Annotated in this window: 15 protein-coding genes and 1 tRNA gene; 9 read left to right on the forward strand and 7 right to left on the reverse strand. The window is 56.1% G+C overall.

Features of this window, described 5'->3' with window-relative positions; all coding sequences use genetic code 11:
* Position 1 precedes the first annotated feature (1 nt).
* Complete coding sequence (locus PUV54_RS02035) at positions 2-2209, forward strand: copper-transporting P-type ATPase (protein WP_274493852.1); 2208 nt, start codon at positions 2-4, stop codon at positions 2207-2209.
* Between the two features lie 86 nt (positions 2210-2295).
* Positions 2296-2877: a class I SAM-dependent methyltransferase gene (locus PUV54_RS02040; RefSeq protein ID WP_274493853.1), complete on the forward strand. Its 582-nt coding sequence runs from the start codon at positions 2296-2298 to the stop codon at positions 2875-2877.
* Between the two features lie 72 nt (positions 2878-2949).
* Here the strand turns inward: PUV54_RS02040 and PUV54_RS02045 are convergent, their stop codons facing one another.
* From PUV54_RS02045 to PUV54_RS02055, 3 genes are all read right to left on the reverse strand, one after another.
* On the reverse strand, positions 2950-3789 hold the full coding sequence (locus tag PUV54_RS02045; protein ID WP_274493854.1) for a copper resistance D family protein: 840 nt from the start codon (positions 3787-3789) through the stop codon (positions 2950-2952).
* A 7-nt stretch (positions 3790-3796) separates the two neighbouring features.
* Positions 3797-4159, reverse strand: a complete 363-nt coding sequence (locus PUV54_RS02050; RefSeq protein WP_274493855.1) for a copper resistance CopC family protein — start codon at positions 4157-4159, stop codon at positions 3797-3799.
* Between the two features lie 188 nt (positions 4160-4347).
* Entirely contained in the window at positions 4348-6864 is a 2517-nt protein-coding gene (locus tag PUV54_RS02055) for a TonB-dependent receptor plug domain-containing protein (protein ID WP_274493856.1), read from the reverse strand.
* 741 nt (positions 6865-7605) lie between these two features.
* Between PUV54_RS02055 and PUV54_RS02060 the strand changes: the two genes are divergently transcribed.
* Positions 7606-8580, forward strand: coding sequence for a threonine synthase (locus tag PUV54_RS02060; RefSeq protein ID WP_274493857.1), 975 nt, complete (start codon positions 7606-7608; stop codon positions 8578-8580).
* 93 nt (positions 8581-8673) lie between these two features.
* Here the strand turns inward: PUV54_RS02060 and PUV54_RS02065 are convergent, their stop codons facing one another.
* Positions 8674-9981 (reverse strand): APC family permease, encoded by a 1308-nt coding sequence (locus tag PUV54_RS02065; protein ID WP_274493858.1) that lies wholly within the window; start codon positions 9979-9981, stop codon positions 8674-8676.
* 57 nt (positions 9982-10038) lie between these two features.
* On the reverse strand, positions 10039-11286 hold the full coding sequence (gene metC, locus PUV54_RS02070) for a cystathionine beta-lyase (RefSeq protein WP_274493859.1): 1248 nt from the start codon (positions 11284-11286) through the stop codon (positions 10039-10041).
* 289 nt (positions 11287-11575) lie between these two features.
* Here metC and PUV54_RS02075 point away from each other — a divergent pair, with 289 nt between their 5' ends.
* Positions 11576-12511, forward strand: coding sequence for a LysR family transcriptional regulator (locus tag PUV54_RS02075; RefSeq protein ID WP_274493860.1), 936 nt, complete (start codon positions 11576-11578; stop codon positions 12509-12511).
* Positions 12512-12555: 44 nt separating this feature from the next.
* On the opposite strand, the gene PUV54_RS02080 is transcribed toward PUV54_RS02075, so the two are convergent.
* Positions 12556-13134 carry a TetR/AcrR family transcriptional regulator gene (locus PUV54_RS02080; protein ID WP_274493861.1) on the reverse strand — a complete coding sequence of 193 codons (579 nt, stop codon included), beginning with the start codon at positions 13132-13134 and terminating at the stop codon, positions 12556-12558.
* 198 nt (positions 13135-13332) lie between these two features.
* On the opposite strand from PUV54_RS02080, the gene PUV54_RS02085 reads away from it, so the two are divergent.
* Together PUV54_RS02085 and PUV54_RS02090 are read left to right on the forward strand one after the other, a co-directional pair.
* Positions 13333-13470, forward strand: coding sequence for a hypothetical protein (locus PUV54_RS02085; RefSeq protein ID WP_274493862.1), 138 nt, complete (start codon positions 13333-13335; stop codon positions 13468-13470).
* Positions 13471-13712: 242 nt separating this feature from the next.
* Positions 13713-14189, forward strand: a complete 477-nt coding sequence (locus tag PUV54_RS02090; protein WP_274493863.1) for a hypothetical protein — start codon at positions 13713-13715, stop codon at positions 14187-14189.
* 430 nt (positions 14190-14619) lie between these two features.
* On the opposite strand, the gene PUV54_RS02095 is transcribed toward PUV54_RS02090, so the two are convergent.
* Positions 14620-14696: transfer RNA gene (locus tag PUV54_RS02095), tRNA-Asp, on the reverse strand.
* Positions 14697-14873: 177 nt separating this feature from the next.
* Here PUV54_RS02095 and PUV54_RS02100 point away from each other — a divergent pair.
* The 3 genes from PUV54_RS02100 to PUV54_RS02110 all read left to right on the forward strand — a co-directional run bounded on the left by PUV54_RS02100 (position 14874) and on the right by PUV54_RS02110 (position 18494).
* Positions 14874-15620 (forward strand): alpha/beta hydrolase, encoded by a 747-nt coding sequence (locus PUV54_RS02100; RefSeq protein ID WP_274493864.1) that lies wholly within the window; start codon positions 14874-14876, stop codon positions 15618-15620.
* A gap of 166 nt (positions 15621-15786) precedes the next feature.
* Positions 15787-16170: a BlaI/MecI/CopY family transcriptional regulator gene (locus PUV54_RS02105; RefSeq protein ID WP_274493865.1), complete on the forward strand. Its 384-nt coding sequence runs from the start codon at positions 15787-15789 to the stop codon at positions 16168-16170.
* Entirely contained in the window at positions 16170-18494 is a 2325-nt protein-coding gene (locus PUV54_RS02110) for a peptidoglycan DD-metalloendopeptidase family protein (protein ID WP_274493866.1), read from the forward strand. The genes PUV54_RS02105 and PUV54_RS02110 overlap by 1 nt, the downstream gene beginning before the upstream one ends.
* Positions 18495-18625: the final 131 nt, after the last annotated feature.

The following is an 18625-nucleotide window of genomic DNA, read 5'->3' on the forward strand; positions in this document are numbered from 1 at the left end:
CATGGACACGCACACTCATTGCCACGCCCATTCGGGCGCCGCTGAAGCGGCGCCCGAAAAATATGACAATGTACCAGACGGCTACAAAGGCACGGTCTGGACATGCCCGATGCACCCGCAGGTGCGCGAAACATCGAACACCGGATGCCCGATCTGCGGAATGGCGCTGGAGCCGGAGAGCGTTTCTCTCGATACTGAAGAAGACACTTCCGAACTCGACTCCATGACGCGGCGCTTCTGGGTTGGCGCCGCCTTGAGCATCCCCCTCTTCATCTACGCTATGGGCGATATCGTTCCCGGCAAACCGTTCGAGGGATTGCTGCTGGGCGCCTGGCCGCAATGGCTTCAATTCGCCCTAGCGACCCCCGTGGTTCTCTGGGGCGGCTGGCCGTTTTTCGTGCGCGGCGTTCAATCCGTCCGCACTATGAATCTCAACATGTTCACGCTGATCGCCCTGGGCGTCGGTGTCGCCTATCTGTTCAGTGTTGTCGCAACGATCGCACCCGGTATTTTTCCGGATGCATTCCGCGGCATGCACGGGCAAGTCGCCGTCTACTATGAAGCTGCTGCCGTTATCACCACGCTCGTTTTACTAGGCCAGGTATTGGAACTGCGCGCGCGAAGTCAGACTTCCGGCGCGATTCGCGCTCTTCTTGAGTTGGCGCCGCCCACGGCCCACCGCATCAATGAAGATGGCGCCGAAGAAGAAGTGTCGATCGGCCATCTGCGCGAGGGCGATCGCCTGCGCGTTCGGCCGGGCGAAAAAGTCCCGGTCGACGGTGAAATCATCGAGGGCAAAAGTTCGGTCGATGAATCCATGGTCACTGGCGAACCCATCCCCGTCGAAAAGAATGTCGGCGACAAGGTGACTGGCGGCACAGTGAACGGGACCGGCGGCTTCATCATGAAGGCGACGCGGGTCGGCGAAGACACAATGCTTTCGCAGATCGTCAAGATGGTGTCGGAAGCCCAGCGCAGCCGCGCGCCGATCCAGCGGCTTGCGGACACGGTCTCCGCCTGGTTCGTTCCGGCGGTGGTCGTCATCGCTGTCATCACGTTCGTTGTCTGGGGTCTATTCGGCCCGGAACCGGCGATGGCGTTCGCCATCGTCAACGCCGTTGCGGTACTAATCATTGCTTGTCCATGCGCGCTGGGACTCGCAACGCCCATGTCGATCATGGTTGGAACCGGCAAGGGCGCGCAAAACGGCATCCTCATCAAGAACGCCGAAGCGCTGGAGACTTTCGAGAAAGTCGACACCATCGTCGTCGATAAAACCGGCACGCTAACGGAAGGACGCCCGAAGCTTGTCCTTGTTGAACCGCAAGCGCCGTTCAGCGAACTGGAACTTCTGACGCTCGCCGCGTCCGTTGAAAAAGGCAGCGAACACCCCCTGGCGACGGCAATTGTTGAGGGCACCGAGGAGCGTGGCGCCGAGACCGCGAAAACAAAAGATTTTTCATCGGTCACGGGCGAAGGCGTCGAAGCCGAAGTCGATGGCCGCAAGGTGGCGCTCGGCAACGCGAAGATGATGAAACGTGTCGGCGCCTATGATGATGCCATAGCCGCGGCCGCTGAAAAGCATCGCCGCGAAGGCCACACCGTCATGTTTGTCGCCGTGGACGGAAAAGCCGCCGGCCTCATTGGCGTCGCCGACCCTATCAAGGAAACGACGCCGGAAGCCATCAGAGCGCTTCACGCGGCCGGTGTTAAAGTCGTAATGCTCACCGGCGACAGCCGCGCAACCGCAGAAGCGGTCGGCGCAAAGATCGGCATCGATGAAATCCATGCGGACGTGTCGCCTGAAGACAAGAATCGCATCGTGCGCGAACTGCAGGATGCGGGCGCGAAGGTCGCCATGGCCGGCGACGGCATCAATGACGCCCCCGCCCTTGCCCAGGCCGATGTTGGCATCGCGATGGGTACTGGAACCGACGTCGCTATGGAAAGCGCCGGCGTCACGCTCGTCAAAGGCGATCTGCGCGGCGTCGCCCGCGCGCGTCGCCTAAGCCAGGCGACCATGCGCAACATCCGCCAGAACCTATTCTTCGCATTTATCTACAATACGCTTGGCGTGCCTGTAGCGGCGGGCGTCCTTTACCCGGTTTTCGGCCTGCTCCTGAGCCCGATGATCGCGGCGGCCGCGATGAGTTTTTCGTCTGTGTCAGTCATCGGAAACGCATTGCGTTTGCGAGGACTGAAATTGTGAGCAGTGCGACGAGGACCAGTCGAACTGATACGCACACGCCTCCGCTTGGCCATCGAGCTCTAACGCCACTTTACGATCTGGCTATTGTGGCCATAACTCGGGAAAAGACGTGGCGCGCGGCGCTGGTCGAAGCGATTGATCCGTCTCCAGGCGACAGCATTCTCGACATCGGCGCCGGCACAGGCAGTCTCGCCATGGCGCTCCATGCGGAATGCCCTGGGATTCGTTATATTGGTATTGATCCTGACGCCGAGGCCATCCGGCGAGCCCGCAAAAAGATCGCTGAACTGGAAGGCGACATTCGGTTTCACGAAGGATTTTTTTCTGCCAACAAAAATTATTTCGGCGAACCGCCGAACAAGATAGTATCGAGTCTTGTGCTTCACCAGGTTCCACTCGCGGAAAAGCGGAGGATTATTGCTCAAGCCAAAAAAGTCCTTGCGCCAGGCGGTTTATTATTCATTGCCGACTACGGACTGCAGCGTGGGGTCCAGCGATTGCTGTTCCGAAGCACGGTTCAAGCGCTGGACGGCGTTGAAGACACCCAACCGAACGCTGATGGAATCATACAACTGCTTCTCAATGAGGCTGAATTTTCAAGCATTTCAGAAGACAGGCGTATAGAAACGCCGACCGGGACGATTACTCTTTACCGCGCCAGACAGTAATTACCTATTTCACAGTCATCGCGTCGCTCAAACTGGCAGCGAAGCTTTAGCATCCTTGCCATTATCTGCGTTTTATGTTTCCGGGCCTTGGACTGTTGTAGCGAATGCGATCAAGCCTGTCGCTATAAGGAAAAGCGCAAATTCTGCAGCAAGCGTAAATCGCAAAGTTTTGCGACCGGCTTCGTGGTCAGCCTTTATCCGCCTCGTCACGGTCATTTTGTTATAGGCGCCCAATGCGAGCGCGATTGAGGCTGCAGTCAGCTTTGCGAAAAGCAGACGCCCGTACGCAGAGCCGGTCAACCCGTCCCACCCTTCGGCTAGGCGCCAGGCGAGAACAAGGCCGGCGGCGAAGAGAGCGGGAATGGCGAATTGGGCGATACGACTAAACGCCTCAAGTCGCCGCACGAGCTCTTTGTCATCAATGGCGGCGGCAGGCCAAAGCGCAGCGGGCGCGGCGAACCAGAATCCCGCTACAAGAACGTGAAAGCCTGCGAGCCATGGCATGACGCCAAGCGATTCGAGCCCTTGCGTGTGGCCGGCGAGCCCAAAGCCGGCGCTGAGGATTAAAGCCGCCGTAAGCATTATCAGCCTTTTCCCAAGCAGCGCGGCGGCAAAAGCTGACAAGCTACCGAGAATGATCGCAAATGCCTGTAGTTTGTAGATCCTCCAGATCCACGGAAAGGTTTCGGAATCGACGGCCGCAGCAAACGTTCCGCCAAGTTTCGCATTCGCGAGCAGCAGCCGCGCGGCGTAAAAGCCCAGGACCGCAAGCGCCAAGGCGGCCGAAGCCGATACTCCTAGCGTTCGCTTCACGCCTGTCGCGCAACCGACCAGCGCGCCGATAAACATCAATGAGGCAGCGTAATATCCAAACTGAACCACGAAAGCGAAAAAAGAAATCGCGTCAGGCACCGGCACGCTATCTTACCGAAAACTCGATCTTGCCATTCATGGCGTGGCCGTCTTTTGCGAGTGCACGCCAGTGAAAAACATACGAACCATCTGCAAGCGACGGTAAGGGAATGACAAATTCTGACAGAAATTCCTTCGGTTTTACATATTCAAGCTCGATTGTTTCCCCCGCCGTTGTTTCCAAGCGAATTTCCGCGAGGCCGACATCGCCGCTAAAGGAGATTTCAAGATTTTCCGGGACGGAATTTTCAGGCGAAGCGTCGTAGACCCGGCCCTGTTCTATATTCGATGATTTGATCGTGACATGAGCCGCCGCCGGCCCGGCGGTGATCATCGCGGCGGCCAAAGCGCCGATCAAAAGCCTTTTCATATGCTCTCCTATCCTCTCATTTAAGCCGGATCGAATTGGCTATATTGCCACGTCGCCCGCCAGCCTCGCCCGCTGCGTCCTGTCTTAGACGCATTCAACAAAATTTCCAGCGCCTGAACATATCTCAAAAGGAAACCGCCGCCCAAAAGCCGTTCAGGGCGGCGGTCTTTCTCGGAGTTATCAAGGGCCTAGAATTCTGCCGTGGCCCGTACATACCAGAAGCCGCCGTTAAAGCCCATCGGCGCGAAGCGCGGATAAACGAGACCGCTGCTGATGTTCCCCGCGCGCGTATCAAGGTCGGGGAAATTATCGAACACGTTCTCGGCGCCGGCCGCCACGCGAACATTATCGTTCACGTCGTAGCCGAGCTCGAAATCCACAAGCCACTCCGCACCGAAAGTCTGGTCGGTGGCTGGAGAGCTCCCGTAATCCGTCCATTCGCCGTAATAATTGCCGCGGATCAGTGCAGAAAACGGACCCGTACGAAGCGTCGCTTCAGCGAGCGCCCGGTAATGGGGCGTGAAATCTTCCAATTCGAGTGTTCGCTCGCGGTCGATTGCCGTCGTGTTGCGAACCGCAGTCACCTCCGTATCTGTATAGTTGAAGGTGCCGAGAAGATTCAGTGTAGAATCTCCCACGAACGGTGTCTGATAAGTCGCAACGACATCGACCCCTTGCGTTCTCGTGTCGAAGGCATTGGTGAAGAACCGGACCGAGCTAAGCGACCCGCCGGTCGTTATGCCGGAAGCGATCAGCGCCGCCTGTTCGGCCGGACCGATCGGAATATCTCCCGATACGCTGATGCGGTCCTTAAGTTCGATATTGAAGTAATCTGCGGTTATCCGCACGCCGCCCGGAATGTTGAGCACCAGGCCGCCGGCGAAGTTGAAGGATTCCTCAACTGTCAGCGGCTCGGCGCCGAAGAACACGGCCACCGGATTTGTCGGCGGTATCTGTCCGCTGATAAGCGTCGCCCCGGTCATCAGATCGATATTGGTCGAGGTCTGGGAAAGATTAGCCTGGCCCGGCGTCGGCGCCCGAAAGCCCGTATTTACCGAACCGCGGATGGCGACGCCTTCGAAAAGTTCCGCTCTGCCCGACACCTTGTAATTGAAGGTAGTGCCGAAATCACTGAAGTCTTCGAAACGGACCGCAACGCCGCCGGAGATACGCTCGGTCAGATCCGCTTCGAGGTCGAGATAGAGCGCATAGTTCCAGCGGCCGAAATCTCCTACTTCGGTCGGATTAAAGCCTTGAAAGCCGCTCGATCCCACAGCGAGCGGGACGGTCATGCCCCCGTCGGGATCGGCAAAGGACGATGCGAACGGACCGACCTCCCAGGACGCCTGATCGCCGAGCGTGATCAGGTAATCCTCACGGTGATATTCGGCGCCGGCCGCGACGTTCAACGGCGAGGCCAAAGCGCCGACATCCATAAGATAAACGAAATCGAGATTGGCGGTCGTCTCGCGCTGCGTCAGCGTGCCGGGATCGAATTCGGTCGGTGACGCCGGCCCGAGCGACGGGTTTACGGTCTGGCTGAGGTGGTAATCGGCCTTGTTTTCGCCGTGATAGAGGCTGGCGTCGAAACTCAAATTCTCGGTGAGATCGCCGCGCACGCCGCCCGCCGCACTCCAGTCCGTGGTGGTCGCTTCAAACTGCGGCGAGAACCCGCCCGGAAAGACGGAGGTGAAACTGAATCGCTCCCCGCCAGGCATGGTCGTCAATGGCACGCTGGAGAATATCTCCGTGCGCGACACCGGATTGCGATAAAAGAAGCTGGTGACGCCGTTGGTTCGGCTGTAGTTGCCGAAGAGATATGCTTCGAGATTGTTGTTGAGATCGATCCCGGCGTTGAAGAACGACCGGAAGGCGCTGCCGTCAGGATTGCCCCAGCGCTGGCCAAGCCCGTTTTCCGGCACGTCGTCGATATCGATCGTTCCGGCGGCGACGAGCGCGGCGACATCCGGCCGTTGGGCGCCGCGCGAGGTTTCTTCTGAATTCACATATTCAAGCGCCACATGAAAAAAACCTGAATCGGTCAGCGGCAATCCTATATTGCCTTGAACGCTGATTTCTTCGCCGTCTCCTTCATAATACTGTCCATACTGCGTACTCAGGCGGAAAACGTCGCTGTCCTCCGCAAGCTGAATGTTAAGAACGCCCGCAATCGCGTCCGAACCATACTGCGCCGAGGCGCCGTCGCGGAGGACTTCGAGCTGGCTAATAGCGTTTGACGGGATCGTCGCGAGATCAGGTCCCTGCGCGCCAAGTGTCTGCGGCAGGCGGCTCGTAGCGATGAGAGCAGAACGATGGCGACGCTTACCGTTGATCAACAAAAGCGTTTGATCGGGCGCAAGTCCTCGCAACGTGAACGGTCGCTGAAAGACGTTGCCGTCATTGGTGACATAACGCTGGACGTTCAGTGAAACGACTTGCGTTCGCAGAATGTCCGTCAAATCGGCAGTGCCGCTTTTTTCAAGGGCGTCGCCGTCGATAACGTCGATCGGGATCATCGAGTTTCCGACTGTTCGATCAGCCCGCCTTGTGCCGGTGACGACAATCGTGTCCCCATCGGTCTCGGCCGCGTCGCTGTCTTCCTGCGCGTAACCGACGCTCGTCGTCGCCTGAAAGCCAAGCAACATCGTCGTGCAAAGCGCAGTGCTTCCCAATATCCCGCGCAACTTTTCACTTTTCGTTTTCATTTTCGGCCCCTCCGCAATCGGTTCTGAGACGCCAAGCATGACGCCTTCCGCCCTCCCGGACATAATCAGATCGCCGCGAATAATTCCGCGGAATAACGCCTCAACAGCGCCATCGGGTCCATATTGACCCTACGCGACCCTATGCGGTCAAATCGAATTATTTCCGATACTTATTCTTTTATGTTATGACTTCCGTGAGCTACAATACGCCGCCGACTAAAATGGGAGATCCATTTCCTCCGCTTACGCACCACTTATTTCCATCAACGTCGCCGCAAAAAATCTCATCATTATGACAATCTACAAGCTATTGAAAGCAGACCACGACGAGCAGATTTTAAGCGCTGGTTTTACGGCGCGACGAACATGGTGGGATGTTCCGCTTGCCATAGAGGCGGCCATACGAAAAACTTGCGCAATGAGCTATCGATAAGAATATCCTGAAGATTGTTGTCTGTGATACGCGTCGTACGAATATGAATTGTATGGATATATAAGAGAAACGGGGATTCGGATTTGACGAAATCGACGAATGCCGGCGCTAGCGTGCAAAAAACCGCAAAGGCCAATCATAAATTAAATTCCAATCTCATTGGAATTGAATGCCTGCGTTGCAAAACGCAGCATGAGCTTGCCGACTACTTCACAGGCTGCCCATTGTGTCTTTCAAAAGACTATCCCTCAAGCGTTCGGCAAATATACAGCGCCGACGCATGGCAGGTGAATTCCCGGTACAGAGGAATGGCGAGATACGCTTCGTGCCTGCCTTATGCTGCTTATCCAACGCTGGGCGAAGGCGGGACGCCATTGCTCTCCGCGCCGGCACTCGCCAACGAGGTCGGAACTGGCGACATTCTTGTAAAAAGCGAGGGACAAAACCCTACAGGTTCACATAAGGACAGGATGAGCGCGCTCGCCGTCGCCCGCGCGTTGGATATTGGGGCTACAACGGTGATCGGCGCATCTTCCGGGAACGCCGGCGCGTCGATTGCGGCCTATGCGGCGCGGGTCAGTCTTCAATGCGTGATCGTTACGACGCCTGACATGAGCCCGATCTGGCGACGCGCGATTGCGGCGACCGGCGCCCGATTGATCGAGGCGAAGAATTCGCTTGACCGCTGGAAGTATGTCGAAGAGCGCGTCACGGAAGACAGCTGGTTTCCGGTCACTAACTACATTAACCCGCCAGTCGGCAGCAATCATTTTGGCGTAGACGGATTAAAGACGATCGCATTTGAACTATTTGAGGAAACGGGTGCAAACGGCGTCGACGCAATTATCGTTCCGACCTCTCGCGCAGATCTCATTTGGGGCGTCTTCGATGGTTTTCGGTTTCTGCAGGAAAGGAGCCTCATTCAACGGCTGCCCAGGCTTTACGCCGTCGAGCCGTTTCCGCGTATCGATCAAGTCTTCAATGGAAGCGACTATCGGCTGAGTTTCGAGGGTCGCACGCGGCAGGTTTCCATCGCCGGATCAACAGTGACGTATCAGGCGATTGACGCCTTGAAGCAGTCGCAAGGCGGCGTTGTCGTTGTGAGCGATGGGTCGGCGGCCAGAGACCAGAGCACATTGGCTCAGCACGGATTTTACGTGGAGCTTTCTTCGGCCGCCAGCCTCAGCGGACTGAAGCAACTGATCGATAAGGGCGAAATCCATGCTGATGAACGTGTCGTTTTGATTGCTTCGTCCAACGGGTATAAGGAATTCGAGTTCTAGCAAACTCCAGTTTCGAAATCAGGATAAAGACGGTGTCGTTTTTTGGATCCTCCTAAGATCGCTGAATCGGGTTTGATCATAAAACTGATGTTGCTACCTTTGCTTTGGTTGCGCCGTTCTGGTGAAAAAGCGCTGGCGTCTGGCGAAATAAAATGCGCTTCCGATCAACGACAACAAAATCGCCGCGGCCCACGCCTTTAACGACGCATGTCCCACCAGCCAGATTGAAAGCAGGAAGGCGAAAACCGGCACAATCAAACCGCCGGGAATCGCGAATTGTCGCGGATCCTTGTCCATTGTTTTTTCTATTCGCGGCAATGACGCGATCGTTAGCGCATAGGTGATGAAACGAACCAACGTGCTGACCGTCGCCAGCCAGACAAATCCGCCGCTGACGCCGAGCAAAATCCCGAGCCCGCCGCAAAACAGAATGGAATTGCCGGGCGTCCCGAACTTTGGATGAACTGCGGCGAACCATTTGGGTATCGTTTCCTGCTTACTGAGGGCGAAGGTCAACCGCGGCCCCACGAGCATCGAGGTGGCGCTGGAGCCGGCGATCGAAAAAACGGCGCCCAACGCGAGAATGGACGCCCCAATGGGGCCGAGAAGTCGTTCGGCCACCTGAGCAAGCGGCGTTTTGGTTTCCGCGATAGCTGGATCGACTGAAATCGAGACAATCTGGATTACGATATAAAAGACCGAGACCAGCGCAACAGTCGTCACCAAGGCGATGGGAATGTCGGCCTTCGGATTCTTTGACTCGCCGGCGTTAATGACCGCGACTTCAAACCCGATGAATGCGTACATGAGGATGAGGATCGCCTCTCCGAGCGCTCTCATTTCCGGAACGCTCGCGCCAATGATGGCGTCCAGTTCCGTCGACGGCAGGCCGAACAGCACGAGAAGAATGAGCGGCGCAAGCTTCAAGACCGTCAGGACATAGAGCAGCGTCAGACTGTTGCGCACGCCGATATAGTTGATCCAAGTGTAGAATGAAATCAGCATTGCGACCGCCATGGGCCGGATCAGGGGCGTATCAAGCGCCGGTAGGAACCAGCTTGCATAGCTCACGAGCAGGTTCGAGCTCGCCGCAAGCCCCGCGACGCGGCTGATATAAAGCAGCCATCCTGTCTGGAATCCGACAAACCGGCCGAAGGAATGGGTCGTGTAGACAATCGGCCCCCCGGTTTCCTTAAAAAAGCTCGCCGCTCTTGCAAACGACAAAGCGATTGTTGTGATCAGCAACGCGGCGATCAGAAAAACCCACGGACTGAAATACCCTGCTTGTTGCATCGCGACGGCAGGCAAGGCGAAAATCCCTGAGCCGATGATCCCGTTCAAGGCGATGACGCCCGTTCCAACGCGTCCGGTTGTTCGCGCAAGCTCAGTATTATCCGCCAAGTTGATGCTCCATTGCTGTTCGTTTTCTTTTTCTTCAGGTCTTCGCAAAGCGGATTGTTACGATGTGACGGCGCGCATCCGCGCAAACGCCGCCTCAAGATCAGCGATCAGGTCTGCCGGGTCCTCAAGGCCTGCATGCACGCGGATAAGTTCACAGTCTTCATCGACGGCGCTCGCAACCCGGACAGGTTTCGGCCAGGCCGGCACCAGCAGGCTCTCATACCCGCCCCAGCTGGAGCCCAGACCGAAGAGCGACAAATGGTCGAAAAACGCCGACGCCGCATGATCGCTCATTCTAGAAAGCTCGACGCCGAACAGTCCCGACGCCCCGGCATAGTCGCGCCGCCAGACATCATAACCCGGATCGTCCTTGAGCGCCGGGTAGCGTATTCTCGCCACTTCCGGCTGCCGCGCAAACCACTCGATCAGGCGGAGCGCGTTCTGCTGATGGCGCTCCATGCGCACATCCAGCGTCCGCAAACCGCGATGCGCGAGATAACAGTCGTCCGGGCTGGCGCTATTGCCCCAGCGTCCGGCCATATCCTTGATCTGCTCGAAATGTGATCGGCTTCGCACGCTGATCGACCCGAGCATGATGTCCGAATGGCCTGAAAAATACTTCGTACCAGACTGGATCGAAACATCGACGCCATGATCGAGAGGACGATAGTACAACGGCGTCGCCCATGTGTTATCGATCAGCGTGACCGCTCCCGCCGCCCTCGCCGCCTCAACCACGACAGGAATGTCGATCATCTCGAACAATTGGGAGCCGGGCGATTCAAGAAACACGACGCGCGTATTGCGGCGAAATTCGGTTCGTATCTCATCGCCGATTCTCGGATTGAAGTATGTGATCTCGACACCGAACCGCTTCAGGATTGTCTCAAAAAACTTTCGCGTCGTGCCGTAAACGCAATCGGCGGCGAGCAGATGATCTCCGGCACTCAAAAAAGCAGCCGCCGCCAGTGCATTCGCCGCCGTGCCGGACGAGGTGATCAACGTATCGCTTGCATTCTCCAGTTTCGAAATTGCGTCCGCCAGCGCAAATGTCGTCTTGGTGCCGTATAAACCGTAAATAACATCATCGTAATATCCGTCATGGCGGCGCTTATAGGCTTCAACGGTCGGGTAGACGACAGTCGAGGCGCGATAAACCGGCGGATTGAGCATGCCGGCCTGTTCTGACGGTCTCGGGCCGCCATGTGTCGCAATTGTCGCCCGCTTCAAAACTTCTTTTTTAGCGCTCTTTTGATCTTTTTGATCATCTATTATGTCAGTATACGGGATATTATCCGCCTTCACAGCATTCCCCTATGGTTATGTACTTTGGCCTGCCGCCTGTCGAATTTCGTTCTTCTGTTAAAATGTGCGCATGGAGAATCTGATATTCAGCAAGCGATACGTTTGAAACCGCCCGGCGTATCAGGCGCAGTCTCTCCGCTCCCGGCGTAAGCCAGGACTGTTTACTCTCGTTCGTCTTCATAAACTCCTTTCGAAATCTCCTGCCCATTCGGCGCCAGCTGGGTCATGTTGTAAAATAGAATAATTTGGCTAGGGTATTCCGGAATGTAATACCCCTTGGGACAACGCAATGAATCTCCGCCAACTGGACGCCTTTCGCGCCGTCATGATGACAGGCTCGGTGACGAATGCCGCGGAATTCCTGCACGTCTCCCAGCCTGCGGTCAGCCGGCTCATTGCCGATCTTGAACACGCCGTCGGCTTCAGCCTGTTCGTACGCGAAAAAGGGAGCGCGCTGGCGCCGACGCCGGAAGCGGAATCCTTCTTCCAAGAAGTCGACCGCAATTTCGCTGGGCTCGACGCGCTAAAACGGGCCGCCGACGACATTCGAAACTTTCGATCCGGCCAATTGCGGATCGCCAGCCTGCCGGCGTTGGCGATGGGCTTCCTGCCCACCGTTATTCAGAAGTTTCACGCACAGCACCCATCCGTAACCGTGCAATTGCAAACCCGCAGCTCATCGACAGTCCGGCAATGGGTCGCAGCGCAGCAGTTCGATCTTGGCCTCGCCCGTCCCGGCGAGTATCCTGGCGTCGAGGCGCGCCTGTTCACGAGCGTGCCCGGCGTATGTGTTTTTCCGCCGGGTCACCGCATGGGCGCGCTCGACATCATTAAACCGAAAGACTTCGAAAACGAGTCGTTTATTTCATTAGCGCTCGAAGACCTGTCGCGAGCGCGGATCGACCGCGTGTTTGAAAAAGCCCGCGTTTCGAGAAACATCATTGTTGAAACGCAATATGCGGCGACCATCTGCGGCCTCGTTCTCAAGGGCGTCGGCGTTTCGATCATCAATCCGATCACGGCCATGGATTTCATAGAGCGTCATCTCGAAGCGCGTCGTTTCGAGCCGGAGATCCAATTCGAATACATGCTATTTCTGCCCAAGCACAAACCGCTGTCCCGTCTTACTCAATCGTTTCTGAAAATTCTTGAGGAGGTACGTGACGAAGCGCTGGAACTGGCGATGTCGCGAACCGTGAGACGTAAGCGCGCTACGAGGAAATAGTCCGCCCGACGGAGCGTGATCACTGCATTAAGTGCAGCGTCAACTTAACAGCCTTTGTCGAGTCCTTTCTCTGCGAGACGGCGGAATATGGCGTCTGCCTCGCAAGGTGGAAGTTCGGCGCCTCCGTCGAGCCACCAGACCAGCACGGCCATGAAAGCGCCGACAACGAACTGGACCTTGAATTCCGGCGGAACGGTGTCAGGCGCAGCATCCTTAGATTGAAAGGATAGCTCGCGGCGCACCAAGTCCGCGAGCATTCCACGAAGATAGCCAAGCACAACGTCCCTGCTCCGGTCGTCGGCCAGCGCCCGGTAATGCCCGATGTGATCGCGCGCATGCTCAAACATGGCTAGGCTGAATTTTAGGGAGTCATGTTTAGAGGCCGGTGAATCGCTGCACTGCTGATGGGCGAGCGTCTGGCGCAATTTGTCGAGGCCGCTTCTTTTCAGGTCGTCTTTATTGGCGTAGTGCGCGTAAAATGTGGAACGGCTAATATTGGCGGCGGCGCAAACATCGTTGATGCTGACCCCATCGTAACCTTTTTCAAGGATCAAAGAATACAGCGCATCATGCAGCGACTGTCGCGTTCTGGCTGAGCGACGATCTACCGCGCCCTTTGTCACTCGATATAGTCCTGACGTAAAAATCGAACGAAGCCGGACATATCCGCTGATTTGTCCGGCAAAACCGCTTTGTTCGTTTCGATCGTTTGCGTACGTTCAATCAACAACGGTCTGCGAGCCTCGGCGGCAGGCAAAGTTGATTACAATGGCCGCCGCACTTCTAAAAGCGTCACGAACCTACAGCACGGAGAGAGAAAAGTGAAGAAAGCGTTGTTCAGCATATTCGCCGCTTTCCTGATTGGCGCCAGCGCTACGGCGTGTGCGACTTCAAACGGCGACTGGCCGCGTGATGAAGAGCAAGAAAGAGACGGCGGACATCAACCGCGCAGGCACTGAAATGATAAGCGAGGATGTAAGAGACGTGTTGCGCCTGCATTTCGATTATACCGGCTTCGCCTCAGACGGCGAGAACGCGGTCCGCCCATGCCGCGCTGGGTGAAAGTGCAAGGAGCGATCCTGCTAGTTATTATTTTGGCGGTTTTGGCAATGATTGCTGGGGCTGTCATTCCTTCCCTTTTCAGTCATGAGAGCGGCGGCCACGGACCGGGCGCCCATTCCCCGACCCAACTTTCAAGACAATGACGCCCAAGTTTCTGAAACTTGCACTTACAGCACACATCATCTCCGCTATCGGCTGGGTTGGAGCGCTTTCTGCATTCCTCGTTCTCGCACTCGCCGGTCTTGTGGCCGAGGACCCTCAAACGGCGCGGGCGGCGTATGTTGCGAACGACCTAATCACCCGCTTCGCCATCGTCCCCTTCGCCTTCTCCGCTCTTATCACCGGCGTAATCCAGGCGACAGGAACGCAATGGGGTATGTTCAGGCACTACTGGGTCTTGTTCAAGATCGTCATCGCCATGATCGCGTTTTCCGTTCTCTTGATGAAAACCGCCTCGATCGCCTACATGGCGGATGCTGCGGCCACGCTTCCCGACGACAATCTTCGCAGCCTCAAGCTTTCCCTCGCCGGCCACGCCGTTGGGGGCCTGCTGTTGCTGCTTTGGGCCGCTGCTCTGGCGGTATATAAACCCCGCGGCCAAGTAACGGACAGTTGACATCTAAAAAAGCTTCTCTCGCCGGGCGGCGCGCGAAATCAATCGCGTCTTCGCGACCCGCGCGAAACCGAAGTCGATCATCAGCCACACCCAACAGAACGCCGAGGGAATGATTCCGAAATTACTGTATGGCGCCGGATTTTTCTTCCGTTGACAGAGACCGAGAGGTCCGCAACGGCCACCGGCACGGACTCGATTTACGTCTCACGCCGGAAATGCTGATTTCGATCGAATCGCAGCACCAAAAAAGGGGTTTTCAATTATGCGCGGGACTTGCCCTTCAAAAATGCAGCGTAGCCCGGGAACAAAACGAAAAAATTGTCCCCAAAACGAGTAGCAAAAACTTGGTACCCCGCTGGTACCCTGAAAAGAAGCCCGGAAATTTAGGAAATATTGGAAACTACTAATACCTTCATTTTCTTGATAAAAATGGCGCGAGTGACGGGACTCGAACCCGCGACCTCCGGCGTGACAGGCCGGCGCTCTAACCAACTGAGCTACACCCGCAAAACGCGAATAGATAAGCGTTATGGAGCGCGCGGTTTAAGATAGGGTGAAACGGGCGTCAAGCGGATAATGTCTTATTTCATGCTCATTTATCCCGGGGTTGAAAACAATAGCGCAGCACGCAATCACTCTTAGGAATATTAACCTTTCTCGACCGCCCAAGCCGGACCCCTTTTGATGACCAGCGCACCAGAAATGATCGATGGCCCGAACGGCCGCCTCGCCTATCGTAGCCGTGATGGCAGCGGCCCAGGCGTCGTCTGGCTTGGCGGGTTTCGTTCCGACATGCTGGGCACCAAAGCCGAGCACCTTGATCAATGGGCGGCGTCTAAAGGGCGCGCTTTTTTACGGTTTGATTATTCCGGTCACGGAGAGTCAGATGGCGTTTTCGTGGACGGTTGCATCAGCGACTGGAAAGACGACGCATTAAGAATTCTCGATACGCTGACGCACGGTCCGCAAATCCTGGTCGGCTCTTCCATGGGCGGGTGGATTGCCTCGTTGATCGCTCTTGCACGGCCGGAAAAAATCGCTGCAATCGTTTTCATTGCGCCAGCGCCGGATTTCACGGAAAGGCTGATGTGGCCTGCATTTACTGATGCTGAGCGTGGCACATTGTTGCGTGACGGTCGTCTGGAGCAACCCTCTGACTACTCAGATGAACCGGAAATCATCACAAAAAAACTGATAGAAGACGGACGCAAGAACCTCGTGATGACGGGTAACATAGCCATCACATGCACTGTCCGAATTCTGCAAGGGATGAAGGATGACGCCGTGCCTTATGACCACGCGATCGAGTTCGCAAAACAACTTGTTGCCGGCGACGTCGAAATCCTGATGACGCCACAAGGCGATCACAGACTTTCTGAACAACCGGACCTTGAAAGACTGACCCGGACAATCGAACAATTGCCGTTCTGAGTCAGACTTATCCACCATCCGAACTCACCTCATCTCCGCTCTGGAACGGTTCATCGCATAGCGGGAGCCAGCAGCGCCCCAGACCTTGCTACAGTTGTCACATTCCGCTATGCTGGCCACAGGTGTAACAGGGGCGGATTAAGCCCCGTGCAATCGGGCGTGCATTATGGCTGACCTTAAGGGAACCGACCCCACAAAACCGGAACTCGCGATTTTAAAGCTGCTTTGGCGTTCAAAGGAAATGAACGCGAGAGAAATTCACGGCGAGATCGAGAGCGAATTTGGATGGTCTTATTCCACCGTACGCACTGTACTCGAGCGGATGGCAGATAAAGGGCTGATCACCAAAACGCCCGTCGATGGCGTGAACATCTACGAACCGCAAGTCGGCAAAGTCGCAATGCTGAGCCGAATGATCGCCGACTTTTCAAAACGGGTTCTAGAACTCGACTCAACACCCGCAACAGCTTTCTTCGCAGAATCAAAATTGCTTAGCGATGACGAACTTGAAGAGCTGGAGTCAGTTCTCAAAAAAGCGGAGACTGAGTAATGGAAACGTTCATTGAGCCGTTTTTCTACTGTCTCTTTGCATCGACGGTCTGGGCGCCCTTGGTTTTCTTCATCGCTCATCGCCTTTGCGCAAATGACAATGGGCCTGTTGGCGCGCTCGGTTCATTGAGCGGCAAAATCTGGCCAATGGCGCTCGTGCTGGCGGCCCTTCCTGTCATGATGGCCCCAATCGCCGCCTCACTAGGGCTGTCGTTGCGTGCGCCGGCGCCACTACCGCCCATGGCGGAACTTGCCGCGTCACCTGCAGTGATCACGGAACTCGCCGAACCGACCGCATTGGCCGCCACAACAACCATTACCCTTGCTGACATACTGCGTATGGCGGCAGTCCTTTACTTCTATGGGTTTTTGATGCTGCTGGCGCTCGCTTTCGTACGCCATATCTGGTTCGCTTACCGGCTGAATTACGCTACGCCTCTCGACGAACCCATCCTTGAAGAAAAACTGGAAGGATGGCGTGACCGTCTCGGCGTCCGGCAGCAACCGCGATATGTTTTCTCGCATATCGTCTCCAGTGTTTGCGTTTATGGTTTTCTGAGGCCGGTGGTGGTTTTTCCTTACGACCTGTTGGAGCGCGTATCGGTCGAAGACGCCGCGCTTATGGGAGCTCATGAAATGGCTCACGTGAAAAGAGGCGATGTGGCCCTTTTCGCCATGTGTTCCATCATCAAAGCCGTATTCTGGTTTAACCCTTTCATGCACCGTATTTGCGCACGGGCCACGCTTGCGGCCGAGCAAGGCGCTGATGCGCTTGTTCTAGCCAGCGGCGTCAGCCGCCGCCAATATGCGCATTGTTTTGTTCAAGGATTGAAGCTTGCTTCCGGATCACCACAACACCGTTTCGCTGGCGAGCTCGTACCCTCTTTCACGCCGTTCGATAAAAAGTCCCGCCGCGCGCGTCTCGATGCAATTTTATCAGGTAACTCAGAAAGCTCATTACTAAGTCTGCCGACAAAGTTGTCACTAGGGGCTGGCGCGTTATTAGCGGCTGGCCTAGCGTTCGCTCAAGCTGCTTTCGCCGTTACACCACCGCCAGCAGCGCTCGCGCTGCCTGTCACTCCCGTTGAAGGCAAGATTGGTTTTGAGTTTGGCAAGACCTCGGAACTATTGGGTCCCGAAAGGCAATCCCATGAAGGGGTCGACATCCGCGCGGCGCGCGGCACGCCGGTGAAGGCTGCTGGCGAAGGCAAAGTCATTGACGCCACGTCGCGTTACCAAGGTTCAACGGCATGGGGCAATGTTGTTGTGATCGACCATGGCCATGGGCTCGTTACGCGGTACGCTCATCTCGACAGCTTCATTGTTCACAAAGGCGAGATTGTTGACGCGGGTGATGTCATTGGCGCGGTCGGTTCTACCGGTAAGGCGACTGGTCCCCATCTTCATTTCGAAATTCTGGAAAACGGCACGCCAATTGATCCCGCGCCTGTTCTCGCTCTGGCGCCTGCAGTCACACCAGTCCCCAGTGCAGCGCCAAAAACAAAACATTCGCGCCACGTTCCGGTTGCTCCGGCGCCCGAAGTCGCACCAATCCCGACGGCTGAGCCAGCGCCGTCGCCAAAGGTCAACCATATTCAACGGGTGAAAAGCACCGAAAAGAAGGCTCGGAGGCTCGACGGACGACTGGCCCAGCTTGAGAGTAAGTTGCGCCAGCGATTTGAAAACTTTGATGCTTTCAAGGACCTTGAAGACGTCACCATCAAATTCAACGACATTGAATTGGAGGGCTTTGAAGATTTCGCCGAAATGATTGAAGGCCAGGAATTCCACTTCAATGCTGATGATTTTGAGTTTGAGGGCTTTCAGAGTTTCGGTTTCATTTCCAGGGATGGAGACAATATCGTTTTCAGCTCCGACCTAAGCGCAGAAGACCAGAAACAACTGCGCCGCGCGCAAGAGCAGGCCAAGAGACAGGCAGCGGAGGCTATGGAACGCGCGAAAGCCGAGATGGCGCAAGCAAACCGAAATGCCGAGCAGGCGCGGCGTGAAGCTCTTCGTTACAGTGAAGCGGAACGAGAGCGTGCGGAAGAGCGCGCCCGGCGCGATGAAGAACGTGCAGAGCGTGACGCTGAGCGCGCCGAACGCGATTTAGAACGCGCCCTTCGACAAATGGAACGCGACATGGAGCGCGCGGAACGCGATTTAAAAAAGGCTGTGCGCTCAAAAGATAAAAACCGAACGCGCGAAGCAGCTCTTGTCGTGCGTGAACAGGCTATTAAGAAAGCCAAAGCCGACCTCGACCGGCAACTCAAGGAAATTGAGAAAGAACGCAAGGCGCTTGAGCGTAAAAAACGTCAGCGCTGATCACTTAAATATAGTTTTACCTAGTCAAACGCAGTTTATCGCAACCAGCGCCCGCTTGGTCGATAAGCACGTGCGTTTGCCAGATAAACAAGCGACAATTGACGCAGCGCTATTCCTGTATTTCTGAACTG

It is taken from the genome of Hyphococcus flavus (assembly GCF_028748065.1).
GTDB lineage: Bacteria > Pseudomonadota > Alphaproteobacteria > Caulobacterales > Parvularculaceae > Hyphococcus > Hyphococcus flavus.